The sequence below is a fragment of the Alcaligenes sp. CHO6 genome (assembly GCF_037120595.1).
GTDB lineage: Bacteria > Pseudomonadota > Gammaproteobacteria > Burkholderiales > Burkholderiaceae_B > Alcaligenes > Alcaligenes ammonioxydans.
The window spans coordinates 641,271-655,582 of the sequence record NZ_JBANCI010000001.1 but is presented as its reverse complement, the minus strand read 5'-3'; the positions used below and the strand labels follow the sequence as shown (position 1 = coordinate 655,582).

The window sequence follows — 14,312 nt, the reverse complement described above, 5'->3', positions numbered from 1 at the left end:
CCCCAACTATCACCTATTGGCCGGGAGCGAGTACCCAGGATGCCAAGCGAGATGCGCCGCACTCACAAAAGGGTCAACAAGACCTGTCGGTGGACACTTCCGGCCCCTGCGGCGGGCATGGGCAAACCATCAAATCTTGTTTAGCTGAGCGAATGCCCCTGCTTCTTAAAAAAGGCGAGGCAGAGAAAACAGCATGATCCAGCCCCCCAGGACCAGATAAGGCCCAAAATGAATGGCCTGCCCTGCCGCCAGCCGACCACCCAAGCGCAAGATCAGCACGGCCAGCAAACCCAGGACAGAGGCAGACAAGAGAATGCCGGGCAGGGCACTTGCCCCCAGCCAGGCCCCTAGGGCCGCCAGCAGCTTGAAGTCGCCGTACCCCATGCCGGCACGTCCGGTCAGCAGCAGGAAACCATGATTCAAAAGCCACAGCAGACCATAACCCAGCGCTGCACCCAGCACCGCCAAGGGCAACGTGGTAAAGGTGTGATCCAGATTGACCAGCAGGCCCAGCCACAACAAAGGCAAGGTCAGGCGATCGGGCAGGTAGCCGGTTTCCGCATCAATCCAGGCCAGTAAAGCGGTAACGGCGATCCAGACACAGGCAGCCACTGCGGCCGGAGTCAGTTGCCAGCGCCACCCTGCCCAAAGCATCAGCCCCAAAGCCAGGGCCTGGCACACCCACCCCCATTGCCGGTGTAGTCGACGTGGGCGTGTACTCAAGCCGGACTCCAGTTCGATGGGCAGACTCCAGGACAGGCGCCGGGCGGGCCAATAAAAACAGACGGCCAAAACCAGAGCAACTCCCATTCCCGCCCAGGCATTGCCCCACGACGTCCACATCATAATGATCCTTCACCCGATTAATGAAAAGTGCGTGTCCCACAGTCTCGCTGACCAAATCCTAGCAGAGGCGTGTGCGCTTTTGATGACGTAAGCATTTTTTGCTCCAGGCTGCGGGAAATCGAGGCATGGCATTTTTTGTTACCCGAATGACAGACAGAGCCCAGCAAGGCTAGGCATAATGCGCTTCAACCCTTTGTTTCGCTTATGGATGAATAAGGAAGCGCCATGAACCAATTTATGCCCCACGCGGCGCGTGCTCCACGCCTGCGCTCGTTGACCGGTGCTTTGATGCTGGTCTGGATGGGCTCAACAGCCAGTGCAGCCTGGGCCCAGCAGATCGAAGCGATCACCTTATCCAGCGCCGGTATGGCCGAGATCGAACGACAGATCCCGATTACCGACACCGGAACCGCCCAACTGCGCGTGCCTCTGAACCAGGTCGATGATATTTTAAAAACCCTGATGGCCGTAGACGGCAAAAGCCGCATTGAATCGTTGACCCTGTCCGGCCTGGCCCCGTTGAAAGAGAGCTTTGACAGTTTGCCCTTCTCGGCCAAGGATCTGGGCTCGCCCGCCGCCTTGGCGCAGGCCCTGCGAGGGCAACAACTGAGCGCCAGCTCGCAAGGTCGCCAGGTGCGCGGTGCCGTTCTGGGTGTACAGACCATCGCGGCCACTAACGAGCGCTCCTCCCAGGCCATCCTGAGCGTGCTCACGGAGCAAGGCCAGATTCAGACATTGGAGCTGGGTCCCGACACCAGCCTGGAAGTGCTGGATAAAACCGTGCAGCAACAATTGCAGCAAGCCGCGCAGGTCTTGGCCGGACAAAACAATCAGCAATCGCGTGACATTCAATTGGTCCTGAACAAGACCGACACCAAGACCGCGCGTCTGTCCTATCTGATTCCTGCCCCAGTCTGGAAAAGCTCCTACCGACTGATGATGCAAGAGGGCAAAGCCCGACTGCAGGCCTGGGCCATTTTCGAAAACACCACTGGCGAGGACTGGAAAAACGTCAAGGTCACCTTAAGCTCGGGTTCGCCAGTGATGCTGCGTCAACGCCTGCTGGAGCGCTACTGGAACGAGCGCCCCGAACTGCCCGTTGCCGTGGGCAGCGTCATCGCCCCGAAAGCGGACACCCAAGCAAGCGTGCGCGCGAATCAAGCCCATCCGGCCATGGCTAATGCCATGCGTGCCCGCATGGCCCCCCCTGCCCCTGCCCCCATCGCTGAAGCAGCCTACATGGCAGACAGCGCCCTTTCCAAACAATGGGCCGCGGGTGGTGCCAACAGCGACGCTCAAGCTCAGGAAGGTCAAACCCAGGTACGCTTTAGCTTGCCCGAGACAGTGAATGTTCCCACCGGCCAGACAGTCTCCGTCCCATTTATGGACACGTCCTTGCAGGCTGAGGCTCTGTCGGTATATCGCAGTGGTCAGGCGGGCGATCATCCCACGGCCGCCATTTGGGTCAACAATCAGCAGGCCAATAGCCTGCCACCGGGCATCATCACCGTCTTTGACCAGCAAGACGGTCATGTGGGAGATGCGGAGCTGGCCGGGCTGCCAACTGGAGAGCAACGCCTGATCTACTTTGCCCAGGACAGCAAAGTGCAGATCCGTGAAGAACAGACAGAGGAATATCGCCTGAGCAACACGCGCGTCAGCGATGGCGTGGCTCGATCGGAATGGACCCGCTTTCAAAATTTCCGTTTCGAGATCACGGGTCCCGCGAACGAAGATAGGACCGTCCTGATCCAGTTACCGCGTCAGGATGGCTGGTCCTTCAAATCCGATGCCCACGATAGCGACACAGCCCAGGAACACCGCCTGAAAGTGAAGGTACCCAAAGGTAAAACCATCACCGTCACGGCTCAGCTCAGCCTGCAGGACCAGACGGAACTGCGTCTGGAAGACATCGACGAAACCCTGCTGGTGCAATGGCGAGGCAACGGCCAGGACCAGGCCCTGCAGGCCAAGATGGACAAGCTGATTGAGTTGCGTCGGCAACTGAGCCAGGCCCAGCAGGCGCAGAACCTGGCGGTCGAGCGCCTGAATGAGACGATTGCAGAGCAGGAGCGCATCCGCGCCAATCTGGCCGCGGTCAGCGCACAGAGCACCTTGGGCGAACGCTTTAGCGCACAGCTGGCCCAGCAAGAGGACCAGATTGCCAGCCAGCGCCAGGCGGTTCAGGATCAGCGTGATGCCGTTCAAAAGGCCCGTCAGGCCTTCGAGAAAGGCTTGGCTGAACTGAACTGAACTTAGCCTCCCGGTGCGGGCAACTGGGCCTGCACCTGCTCCAGAAACGCGCGTATGGCATGACCCTGCGCGCGTTCTTTGAGGCAATACACAAATTCGCTCAAGTGCGCCGAGACATCGCTCAAGGGCAAGCTGATGATGTCCGGGTGCGCCGGCACTTCACGCAAAGGCAGCAAGCTGGCGCCCATGCCGCACACCACTCCCCACCCAATGGCCTCCCGGCTGCCTATTTCCAGAATGTGTGTGGGCTCCTGCCCCGCCTGGCCAAAGACCTGGTAGCAAAGCTCCCGGGTCATGGACCCAGACTCGCGCATCAACATAGGGTAGCGGCACAGATCCACAATCCGCAGGCGTTGGCGGCTTGCCAGCGGGTGATCCTTGCGCAGCACGGCCACTAAAGGATCGGAGGCCAGCACAAGACGCACCAGACGTGAGTCATCCACCAGCGCCGACGAAGCGATCACATCCAGTTGGTAATCGTGCAAGGCACTCAGCACCCGATGAGAGTTGTCGATACTCAAACGCATTTTCACACCTGGGTAGGCCTGATGAAAATTCCGTAATACCGCCATGATGTAATACGGTCCGGTCGCCCCTACCCGCAATATGCCGCTTTTCAAATCACGCAAGTCTCGCAGACTGAAATCAATCTGCGCGGCCTGCTGCATTAGTTGCTCAACTTGCGGCAGCAGGCGTTCCCCTTGCTGGCTTAAATAGACTCCTTTGCCCTGCCGATAAAACAGCTCCACCCCGTAGCGGCTCTCCAGTTGCCGCAGATGCGAGGTGACCGTGGGCTGGCTGATACCCAGCAACTGGGCCGCCTTGGTAATCGAGCCACAATGGGCCGTCGCGTGAAAGGACTTTAGTTCCAGAGCCAGCATGCTGCCGCTCTCCTTGGGAAAACTCAAAACCCAAATTATCCGATTCTCGTATTACAGAAATTCGTTGTACTGTCATCGGGCCGCCATATAGGACTCCCATACTGACGTTCATGACATTCATGACAAGTCGGAACCTCGGGATGAGCGCCAAGCCTGCTTTTTTAACCATACAAGGACTGCACAAGCAGTTCGGCTCCTTTACTGCCCTGGACCAGGTCAGCCTGGATATCCAGGCCGGTGAACTGGTCTGTTTGCTGGGCCCCTCGGGCTGCGGCAAAACCACTTTGCTGCGATGCATTGCAGGCCTGCAACAGGCAGACCGGGGCAGCATCGTTATGGCTGGACGTGACATCACTGAACTGCCCCCCCAACAACGCGACTACGGCATCCTGTTTCAGTCCTACGCCCTGTTTCCCAACCTGACCGTGGCTCAAAACATTGCTTATGGGCTGTCGCCCCGCAAAGACCTGGCCACACAAGTGCGTCAGCGGGTCTCGGAAATGCTGGATCTGGTGGGTTTGTCCGGTTCGGAAAACAAATACCCGGCCCAATTGTCCGGCGGCCAGCAACAGCGCGTGGCCTTGGCCCGCGCCCTGGCTCCTTCACCCTCGCTGCTTTTGCTGGACGAGCCCATGTCCGCCCTGGATGCGCAGGTGCGCGAACGCCTGCGCAGCGAGCTGCGTGCGCTGCAAAAACAGCTGTCCATTACCACCTTGATGGTGACGCACGACCAGGAAGAGGCCATGGTCATGGCCGACCGCATTGCCGTGATGGATAAAGGCCGCCTGGTTCAATTTGATCGTCCCCAGGCTCTGTATCGCGCCCCGGCAGACCCATTTGTCGCCGGTTTCGTGGGCGAGGCCAACTGGCTGCCGTTCACGCCTTTGCATGATTGCTCGGTGCTGGTCGAGCGGGTCCGTCTGGATCTGAGCCAGGAGGCACCAACCAGTGCCGGACGACTGTTCATACGTCCCGAGAACATCCGCGTTCTGGACAACAACAGCCCCACTTCGGTCACCAATACGTTTCTGGCAGACATTGTGGATGGCATCTTCCTAGGTCGCCACTACAAACTGACGCTGCGTCCGGAGGGCATGGACGGCTTGACTGTGCAGGCCATCGTCAATCCGGAGCAGGGAGACCGCCTGCTTGACCCACTGGCTGCACGACGCTGTCGTATCCAGCTTCCCAGCGAGGCCTTGCATGCCCACCACTAATACTGCCGTGCCGCCAGCTGGCACGGCCGCCCTGCCCTCGACCAGCCTGTACGGGCTACCCCTTGCCGACACACGCGTGAAGAATCCCCCGCTGACTCGTCGCGTCTTGCCTGCCTGGATAGGCGCGGCAGCACGACGCGCCCTCTTGATTGCCCTGTTTGCCCTGCTGGTGCTGTTTTTGGCCCTGCCCATGCTGTTTATCCTGCTGCGAGCCGTTCAGGACAGCGAGGGTCAGTTGGTCGGGCTGGGCCAGTTCTGGTCCATCATCAGCGCCCCAGGCTTCATGCACATGGTGGGTCGCTCGATTCTGGTTGGCCTCACCACCCTGACCATTGTCATTCCCGCTGCCTACGCCTTTGCCTTTGCCCTGCAGCGCTGTTGCATCCGGGGTGCCGGTCTGTTCCGGGCTTTGGGACTGCTGCCCTTGCTGGCGCCCTCGCTGATGCCGGGCCTGTCCTTGATCTATTTGTTCGGCAATCAGGGACTGCTGCGTCACTGGATAGGCGGCGAGACGATCTACGGCTTCTGGGGCATTGTGCTGGGGGAGGCTTTTTATACCTTCCCCCATGCCTTGATGATTTTAAGTACCGGTCTGGCTCTGGCCGATGCCCGCCTGTATGACGCGGCGCGCGCCATGGGCGCCAACGCCTGGCGTCGCTTTATGACCGTGACGCTGCCTGCCAGCCGCTATGCCGTCTTCTCCGCCGCCTGCCTGGTCTTTACGTTGACGGTCACCGACTTTGGGGTACCTAAGGTCGTGGGGGGCTCCTACAACGTACTGGCTATGGAAGCCTATAAGGCCGTGGTCGGCCAATTACAGTTCTCCAAAGGCGCTGCCATTGGGGTGCTGCTGTTGATCCCGGCCGTCCTGACCTTCTTTCTGGACCGGCACCTGCGTGCCCGTGCTCGCGGTCAGGCACAAGGGTCTTTAAGCGCCTATTCGCCCCAGCCACACCGCCGCCGCGACCGCTATTTCATGGGGGTCATGGTGCTGATTTCCCTGGCGATCCTGACCATCGTGGGCATGGCCGTCTGGGCCTCCCTGATCAAGTTCTGGCCTTACAACCTGAGCCTGTCCCTGAAGTCCTACGACTTCAACAATATGGATGGCGGCGGCTGGCTGGCTTGGCGCAACAGCCTGACCATGGCCTTGTTCACCGCCGTGATCGGCTCGGCCCTGATTTTCCTGGGTGCCTGGGTGCTGGAAAAACTCCCCGCCCGCGGCCGGACCGACAAAGGTCTGTACAGCCTGTTGCAGATGCTGGCGCTGGCCCCCATGGCCATTCCCGGACTGGTCCTGGGTTTGGGTTACATCTTCTTTTTCAACCATCCCAACAACCCCCTGGCCGGCTTGTATGGCTCCATGACCTTGTTGGTCCTGTGCAGCGTCATTCACCTGTACACCAGCGCCCACCTGAACTTCGTGACCGCCCTGAAGGCGATTCCCGCGGAGCTGGAGGCGGCCGCGGCTTCCTTGAAAGCGCCACGCCTGTCCACCTTGATGGGGGTGACCTTGCCCCTGTGTCTGCCTGCCTTGCTGTCCGTGGCGCGCTATTTGTTTGTCTCGGCCATGACCACCGTGTCTGCCGTCGTATTTCTTTACAGCCCGCAAACCGTGCTGGCCTCGGTCGCCGTCATGAATATGGATGACGCCGGCTTTATTGGCCCGGCAGCGGCCATGTGTACGGTCATCATGCTGAGCTCCGGTTTTGTCTGCCTGCTGGTTCATGTACTGAGCCGTGCCGCCTTGCGCCGCAGCCAGGCCTGGCGCTCTCCCTCTCTTTCTCCAACCCGATAGGACCGCAATGCCCTCCCCTACTTGCGCAAATACGCCACTTGATACATCCACCTCCCAGGCCATGCACCTTGAAGCCCTGATTTTCGACTGGGCCGGCACGCTGGTGGACTTTGGCTCCTTTGCTCCCACTCAAATTCTGGTTGAAGCCTTCAAATGCTTTGATCTGACCCTGAACCTGGACCAGGCTCGCAGCGCCATGGGCATTGGCAAATGGGACCACATCAAAGCCATGCTGGAACTGCCCGAAGTGCATGCCCAATTCGTGGCCCTGCACGATCGCCAGCCTGATGATAACGATGTGGACCGCATCTACAACACGTTCCTGCCCATGCAAAACGAACGCGTGGGCGAGTTCTCCGCGGCCATCCCGGGTGCGCGTGAAACCTTGTCTTGGGCGCGTCGCCAAGGCCTGAAGATTGGCTCGTGCTCCGGCTACCCGCGTCTGGTTCTGGACAATCTGTTGCAACACGCCCATCGCCAGCAAGTGCTGGTGGACTACCACGTGGCCTTCGATGAAGTGCCACAGGCGCGCCCCTGGCCCGCCATGGCCTTGGAAAACGTCATCCGTCTGGAAATCCGCAATGTCAGCGCCTGCGTCAAGATTGACGATACGGCGGTCGGAATTGAGGAAGGCCGCAATGCCGGCATGTGGACGGTGGGTTTGCTGCTCTCGGGCAACGCCGCCGGTCTGACCGAGCTGGAATTTCTGGCCTTGGATGAAACGAGCCGCCAGACCCTGCGTGATCGCGCTGCTGCCACGTTTGCCCACGCCCAGCCTCATTATCTGATTGATACCGTTGCCCAACTGCCTGCCGTGATTGAACAGATCAATGAGCGCATGGCCCAGGGCGAACACCCCAGCGACTCTCTCTAACCCCTCCCCCTTTTGCTGTCACAAGGACATCCCTTCATGAAAACCATTGTTCTGAGCTCCTTGGCCGCCGCTTTGATGGGCACCGCCTCTTTGGCACACGCTGCCACCACCCTGACGGTGTATACCGCGCTGGAAGCCGATCAGCTCAAAGCCTACCAGGCCGCTTTTGAAAAAGAGAACCCCGATATCAAGATCCAGTGGGTCCGCGACTCCACCGGCATCATCACCGCCAAGTTGCTCGCTGAAAAGAACAACCCGAAAGCTGACGCGGTCTGGGGTCTGGCCGGCTCCTCCCTGGGCCTGATGGCCAGCCAGGACATGCTGCAGCCTTACGCCCCCAAGGGTCTGGAAAAAATTGACGCCAAAATGCGCGACCAGAACAATCCGCCCAGCTGGGTCGGCATGGACGGGTTTGCCGCTGCCTTGTGTGTGAACACCGTCGAGCTGGAAAAAAACAAGCTGCCCATGCCGACCTCCTGGGAAGATCTGACCAAGCCGGTCTATGCCGGCAAGATCGTGATGCCCAACCCCGCCTCCTCCGGCACCGGCTTCCTGGACGTCAGCGCCTGGTTGCAGCTGTTTGGTGAAGATAAAGGCTGGGCCTTCATGGACGGCCTGCACAAGAACATTGGCGCCTACACCCACTCGGGTTCCAAGCCCTGCAATATGGCTGCTTCCGGCGAGTATGCGATTGGCGTGTCCTTTGACTACCGCGGCGCCCGCCTGAAAGAAGAAGGCGCTCCCCTGGAGCTGGTGTTCCCCAAAGAAGGTCTGGGCTGGGAAATTGAGGCCGCGGCTATCATGAAAGGCACCAAGAACCTGGAAGCCGCGCAGAAACTGGCTGACTTTTCTGCCAGCGAAGCCGCCAACCATCTGTACAAGACCAACTTCGCGGTTCTGGCCATTCCTTCCATCGCGACCGCCAACCCCCATCTGCCTGCAGACCTGAACCAGCGTCTGATCGACAACAACTTCGTATGGGCTGCTGAAAACCGCGAGCGCATCATCGACGAATGGACCAAGCGTTACGACGGTAAATCGGAAGCCAAGAAGTAATGAGCACACAACACTACGACGTGATCGTGGTGGGGGGCGGCATCCTGGGCATGGCACATGCCTGGGCGGCTGCCCGCCGCAAGCTACGGGTGGCTGTGCTTGAGCGCAGTCATCAGGCCCAAGGCGCCACCATACGTAATTTCGGTCAGGTCCTGGTCACCGGCCAGGCTCCGGGCATCATGATGGAACTGGCTCGCCAAAGCCGCGGACTGTGGCTGGAACTGGCCGCGCAAGCGGGCTTTCATGTGCGCAGCAATGGTTCGCTGGTACTGGCGCGCAATCATCTGGAACTGGAACTGCTGGAAGACTTCGCTCAAGGCCGTGCCAAGGATGAAGGTGTGGCATGCCAGATGTTGAGCGGCAAGGAACTGGCCGCCTTGTTTGAAGGCCGCTTGGGGCATCACCACGGTGCGCTGCAAGGTCTGGACGATTTGCAGATTTACTCGCGCGACGCCCTGCCCGCCATTACCAGCAGCCTGCAGGCCATGGGCGTCGATGTGTATACCCAAGCACATGTGCATTATGCCCAAGCGGGTCAGGTACACAGCAGCGTGGGCGACTTCACGGCCAACAGCATTTTTGTGTGCCCAGGCCATGACTACAGCAGCCTGCATCGCGAACTGCTGGAGACCGTCAAACCCTCGGTGACCCGTCTGCAAATGCTGAAAGTGCGTGCACAAGACGCGGGCTGGGCCTTGGACCGACCCTTGCTGACAGGCTTGTCCTGCCTGCACTATGGTGCCTTCAGCGACCTGCCTCTGGCAGCCACACTGCGCGAGCAGGTACAGCAACGCCACGGCGTGCTCTTGGAGCAAGGCATTCATTTGCTGATGAGCCCAACCCCTCAGGGCGACCTGATCATTGGGGATTCGCACGACTACGGCCAGCAAGCCAGTCCCTTCAACCAGGAAGAAACAGACCAGTACCTGCTGGCTCTGGCTGAAACGGTGCTGGGATGCCCGGTTCAGGTGCTTCAACGCTGGCAGGGGGTGTACGGTGCAAAAGGACCGGCTCCGTTTTCCGTCTTGCAGGCCGATGGCAGCACACTAGTGACGGTCATGCACACCGGCTTGGGCATGACCACAGGTCTGGCAATCGGCGAACGCAATATCGCCGCTCGCTACGATTGATGGCTGGGCGTGGAGGGTTCGACCAGCGGATCAGCCTTTACCCACGCCACAAGAGTGCCAAAACGCGCAGCCCACGCTGCGCGTTTTTCTTTTCTTCAGGCATGCATCTGGAGATCAACATCAACGACCTCAAAATAAAGCAAACTGCGATACGTTCTTAGCAGGAATTTCCCACTGGCAACCCAACATAGTGGAATAAAATACGCCACACGATAGGCCAGAGCTACCGCTCATGAGCTTTAGCACTCCACACAGCCAGGCTGGCGCCCCACCCCCCGTCACCATCGGTGATGACGGCTTGGCTTGCTCAGAACAGGAAGAGATCCATGAAAGACAGTGACAGCGGGCTGCGTTTTATAGACTGCGATGAAGAGCAGCATGCAGCCGCTATTTTGGCGATCCTGAACGACGCTATCGTGAACTCCACCGCGCTTTACGACTATGTGCCGCGCCCACCCGACGCCATGGTGAGCTGGTTTGCCACCAAACGCGCCAACGGCTTTCCCGTGGTGGGCGTCATGGACGATGCGGGCACGCTGATGGGCTTTGCTACCTGGGGCAGCTTCCGCGCCTTTCCCGCCTACAAATACACCATGGAACACAGCGTGTATGTACACCCGGCGCATCGCGGCAAAGGCCTGGGCAAAATTCTGATGCAAGAGCTGATCCGCCGTGCCCGTCTGGCCAATGTGCATACGCTGGTGGGCTGTATTGATGCCAGCAATGCGGGCAGTATCCACCTGCATAAGCGTCTGGGCTTTACCCATTCGGGCACGTTCAAGGAAGTGGGCTTCAAATTTGGGCGCTGGCTCGATGCCGCCTTTTACCTGCTGACGCTGGATACGCCGACCGAGCCGGTGGATGGCTGACGCGCAAAAAAACCATCGCGGCCTACTGCCTGCGATGGTTTCTTTCAGGCCATTGCCCCGGACTCAGGCGCTGGCTTTCTGCTTTTCGTAACACACGGCAAAGGCAATCAAACCCAGCACAATACTGAAAATGCCAACGCCCACTGCCACGGCAGCCAGCAGCCCCAGGCCTACTGCCACAAACACGCCAGGAAAGGCGTAGCTTCGCAACCAGGAAGGTTGCTTGGGAACAAGAAACAGCCCTAGAAACAAGAACCAGGGCATCACAATCGTCCAGAACAGACTGTCCATTAGCACGTCACGCATCATTATTCCATTGAAGTAGAAGGGGCTTGGGCAAGTGGTCAAGCTACTCGCCATTCCGGGTGGATTGTAAACGTCCCTAGGCTGGCGTCCCAGCATGGGCGACTGTTATAAGAGAGAATTATTGTTTTATAGCTAAAGGACCCGCCATGAGCATGCTTAGCTTGACTAGCGCAGACCAGCACCGTTTCGAGGCCTATGCCGCCGGCGATGAACAGGCCGAACGCGGCTTGATCGTGCTGCAGGAGATTTTTGGTGTGAATCAACATATCCGTGACACCTGCGAGCGCTTTGCCGAGCAAGGCTACCGCGTACTGTCACCCGCCCTGTTCGACCGACAAGAGAAAAATGTACAACTGGGCTACACCGCCGAGGACGTGCAAGCGGGTCTGGCGCTGCGCAATCGCATTGCGCTCGACAAAACCCTGCTGGATATTCAGGCCTGCGTCGATGCCTTGGGCTCCCGCAAGGTGGGTATTGTGGGCTATTGCTGGGGAGGGTCCTTGAGCTGGCTGGCCGCCTGCCGCTTGCAGGGTCTGCAAGCCGCCAGTTGCTGGTATGGTTCACAGATTGCCCAGAACGCCCAGGAACAGCCCAAGATCCCGGTGCAAATGCACTTTGGCGCTCTGGATCATTCCATCCCTGCCAGCGCCATTCAGACCATTAAAGACGCGCAAAAGGACGTGGCCATTTACGTGTACGAGCCTGCCGGACATGGTTTTGGCTGCGATCATCGCCCCGATTTTCACCCAGCGTCCTACCAACTGGCTCAAGAGCGTACACTCGCTTTCTTTGCCGACCATCTCCGTTAAGCCCCCATGTTTGAATCCAGCGACGACCTGCTTGCTCTGTTGAACACCACCATGCCTTACGGGAAATACAAAGGTCGCTTGCTGGCCGACCTGCCGGGGCATTACCTGACCTGGTTTGCCCGGGAAGGCTTTCCTTCCGGGCGGCTGGGGCAGCTACTGGCCCTGATGCACGAGCTGGACCACAACGGCCTGAAATCCTTGCTGGACCCCTTGCGCCCGCGCAGCCGCTAAGCGGCACAAATCCCTTACGGGGTGGCGGGCTGCGACGGTATGTCGCCGTACCGCTTGCTACTATCAAGGCTTCCTCTACACCCCATTGTGAAGGACCTCATGACTATCGATCTCTCCGCCTTCCCCATCACCCGCAAATGGCCGGCACAGCACCCCGAGCGCCTGCAACTGTATTCCTTGCCCACCCCCAATGGCGTCAAGGTTTCCATCATGCTGGAAGAAATTGGCCTGCCTTACGAGCCACATCTGGTCAGCTTTGAGCGCAACGATCAGCTCAGCCCGGAATTCATTTCACTTAGCAACAATAACAAGATTCCGGCGATTCTGGACCCCAATGGCCCTGGCAATAAACCGCTGGCCTTGTTCGAGTCCGGTGCCATCCTGATCTATCTGGCAGAAAAAACCGGCCAGTTGCTCTCTGCGGACCCGGCCCAACGCTATGAAACCCTGCAATGGTTGATGTTCCAGATGGGCGGCGTCGGCCCCATGTTTGGTCAGCTCGGCTTCTTTCACAAATTTGCCGGCAAGGACTATGAAGACAAGCGCCCCCGTGACCGCTATGTCAACGAGTCCAAGCGGCTGCTGGGCGTGATCGACACGCATCTGGACGGTAAGGACTGGATGGTGGGCAACCGCTACTCCATCGCCGATATTGCCCTGTTCCCCTGGATTGCCAACCTGATCGGTTTTTACGGCGCAGGCGAGTTGGTGGAGTACGAGCAATTCAAGAACGTGGCCCGTGTCCTGCAGCAATTCCAGGCCCGCCCGGCAGTGCAACGGGGCCTGAACATTCCTGCCCGTGATTGATGGATCAGCAGGCATGATCGCTGGCTATCAGTGGCACCGCACACCACCTTGCAATAGCCCTGCTATCGAACTGGTCTTTTTTATTTCATTTGTTGGCAATCCGTACAATTGCCTTCCTAAACATTCTGCACAAGCGGTACTATTCCGTTTGCCAGGCTTGTTCGTCAATCAAAAAACCAGTCTGCTCATGGAGCAGATACAGGCAAATCCACCAGCCTGATGAGCAAGCCTTCAAAGCCCTGGATTCTTTCCAGGGCTTTTTTTTGTGTGTACGATTTGGCGCCCCCACAGCGACTGTTTTAGCTGCACGCCATTTTCCAGGTGCAAGGCCTGCACCGTCACAGTCAACCTGAGCCTACACCGCAGGCAAAGGGATGAACTGCTCATCGTCCAGTGGCGGCAGGCGGATGCGGCCATTGAGCCAGTCGTCCTTGGCCTGCTCGATGCGGTCTTTGCGCGAGGACACGAAGTTCCACCAGATATGGCGTGGTCCCAAAGGCTCGCCGCCCAGCAGCATCAAGTGGCTGCTCTGCTCGGCAAGGATACGGGGGCTGTCACCTTTGGCAAAGACCAGCATCTGGCCAGCTGGATAACGCTGACTACCTATTTCCAACCCACCCGCACAGATATAAATGGCGCGCTCGTCGTGGCCGGTTGGCAAAGGGACAGACTGGCCGGCCTGCACGCGCAACTCCATGTAGAACAAAGGCGAGGCCACACTGGCGGGACTGCACAAACCCAACGCCGAGCCGGCAATCAGGCGACCTTCCAGGCCCGTATCCTTAATCAGAGGTAGCTGCTCGGCCTCATAATGCACAAAGTCCGGATTCTGTTCTTCCTTGTGTTCCGGCAAGGCCACCCAGGCCTGGATACCATCCATGCGACCCCCTTGCGCGCGCATGGGTTCAAAGCGCTCGGAATGGCTGATGCCTGAACCCGCGGTCATCCAATTGAGCGCACCCGGTGTAATGTCCTGCTCCACGCCCAGACTGTCGCGGTGCGTCATGGCCCCTTCAAACAAATAGGTCACGGTAGACAGGCCGATATGCGGGTGTGGGAGCACATCATTCTCCGTCCCTACCGGTGCCGTCAACGCCTGCGGCCCCATGCGATCAAAGAAGATAAAGGGCCCCACCATACGCCGTTGGCGAAAGGGCAAAACGCGCCCCACCTCAAATGCACCAATACTGTGCTGGCGTTGTGGAATCAGCAGCTCGACCATAGACACCTCTATT

14 protein-coding genes are annotated in these 14,312 nt (G+C 59.0%); 10 read left to right on the top strand and 4 right to left on the bottom strand.

What is annotated here, in order from left to right:
• Positions 1–165: 165 nt before the first annotated feature.
• Complete coding sequence (locus V6936_RS02985) at positions 166–846, bottom strand: prepilin peptidase (protein ID WP_415301755.1); 681 nt, start codon at positions 844–846, stop codon at positions 166–168.
• A 225-nt stretch (positions 847–1,071) separates the two neighbouring features.
• Here V6936_RS02985 and V6936_RS02980 point away from each other — a divergent pair, with 225 nt between their 5' ends.
• Entirely contained in the window at positions 1,072–3,099 is a 2,028-nt protein-coding gene (locus tag V6936_RS02980) for a DUF4139 domain-containing protein (RefSeq protein WP_003799408.1), read from the top strand.
• A 2-nt stretch (positions 3,100–3,101) separates the two neighbouring features.
• Here the strand turns inward: V6936_RS02980 and V6936_RS02975 are convergent, their stop codons facing one another.
• Positions 3,102–3,980, bottom strand: a complete 879-nt coding sequence (locus tag V6936_RS02975) for a LysR substrate-binding domain-containing protein (RefSeq protein WP_003799407.1) — start codon at positions 3,978–3,980, stop codon at positions 3,102–3,104.
• Positions 3,981–4,120: 140 nt separating this feature from the next.
• Here V6936_RS02975 and V6936_RS02970 point away from each other — a divergent pair, with 140 nt between their 5' ends.
• From V6936_RS02970 to V6936_RS02945, 6 genes are all read left to right on the top strand, one after another.
• The gene (locus V6936_RS02970; RefSeq protein ID WP_336579346.1) at positions 4,121–5,197 is read left to right on the top strand and encodes a putative 2-aminoethylphosphonate ABC transporter ATP-binding protein; all 1,077 of its coding nucleotides are present in this window, start codon (positions 4,121–4,123) and stop codon (positions 5,195–5,197) included.
• Positions 5,184–6,995, top strand: a complete 1,812-nt coding sequence (locus tag V6936_RS02965) for a putative 2-aminoethylphosphonate ABC transporter permease subunit (RefSeq protein WP_336579345.1) — start codon at positions 5,184–5,186, stop codon at positions 6,993–6,995. The genes V6936_RS02970 and V6936_RS02965 overlap by 14 nt, the downstream gene beginning before the upstream one ends.
• 7 nt (positions 6,996–7,002) lie before the next feature.
• Positions 7,003–7,869, top strand: a complete 867-nt coding sequence (phnX, locus tag V6936_RS02960) for a phosphonoacetaldehyde hydrolase (RefSeq protein WP_230406170.1) — start codon at positions 7,003–7,005, stop codon at positions 7,867–7,869.
• A 36-nt stretch (positions 7,870–7,905) separates the two neighbouring features.
• Positions 7,906–8,925 (top strand): putative 2-aminoethylphosphonate ABC transporter substrate-binding protein, encoded by a 1,020-nt coding sequence (locus V6936_RS02955; protein WP_003799399.1) that lies wholly within the window; start codon positions 7,906–7,908, stop codon positions 8,923–8,925.
• Positions 8,925–10,055 carry a TIGR03364 family FAD-dependent oxidoreductase gene (locus V6936_RS02950; RefSeq protein WP_003799398.1) on the top strand — a complete coding sequence of 377 codons (1,131 nt, stop codon included), beginning with the start codon at positions 8,925–8,927 and terminating at the stop codon, positions 10,053–10,055. The genes V6936_RS02955 and V6936_RS02950 overlap by 1 nt, the downstream gene beginning before the upstream one ends.
• 326 nt (positions 10,056–10,381) lie before the next feature.
• Complete coding sequence (locus V6936_RS02945) at positions 10,382–10,924, top strand: GNAT family N-acetyltransferase (protein ID WP_003799396.1); 543 nt, start codon at positions 10,382–10,384, stop codon at positions 10,922–10,924.
• A 63-nt stretch (positions 10,925–10,987) separates the two neighbouring features.
• Here the strand turns inward: V6936_RS02945 and V6936_RS02940 are convergent, their stop codons facing one another.
• A complete protein-coding gene (locus tag V6936_RS02940) occupies positions 10,988–11,230 on the bottom strand; it encodes a hypothetical protein (protein WP_235587731.1) in 243 nt (80 codons plus the stop codon).
• Positions 11,231–11,376: 146 nt separating this feature from the next.
• Between V6936_RS02940 and V6936_RS02935 the strand changes: the two genes are divergently transcribed.
• From V6936_RS02935 to V6936_RS02925, 3 genes are all read left to right on the top strand, one after another.
• On the top strand, positions 11,377–12,039 hold the full coding sequence (locus V6936_RS02935; RefSeq protein ID WP_003799393.1) for a dienelactone hydrolase family protein: 663 nt from the start codon (positions 11,377–11,379) through the stop codon (positions 12,037–12,039).
• A 6-nt stretch (positions 12,040–12,045) separates the two neighbouring features.
• On the top strand, positions 12,046–12,270 hold the full coding sequence (locus V6936_RS02930) for a DUF3820 family protein (protein ID WP_336579344.1): 225 nt from the start codon (positions 12,046–12,048) through the stop codon (positions 12,268–12,270).
• Between the two features lie 99 nt (positions 12,271–12,369).
• Positions 12,370–13,077, top strand: a complete 708-nt coding sequence (locus tag V6936_RS02925; RefSeq protein WP_059318856.1) for a glutathione binding-like protein — start codon at positions 12,370–12,372, stop codon at positions 13,075–13,077.
• 355 nt (positions 13,078–13,432) lie between these two features.
• Here V6936_RS02925 and V6936_RS02920 read toward each other — a convergent pair whose 3' ends face one another.
• Positions 13,433–14,299: a pirin family protein gene (locus tag V6936_RS02920; protein WP_003799383.1), complete on the bottom strand. Its 867-nt coding sequence runs from the start codon at positions 14,297–14,299 to the stop codon at positions 13,433–13,435.
• Positions 14,300–14,312: the final 13 nt, after the last annotated feature.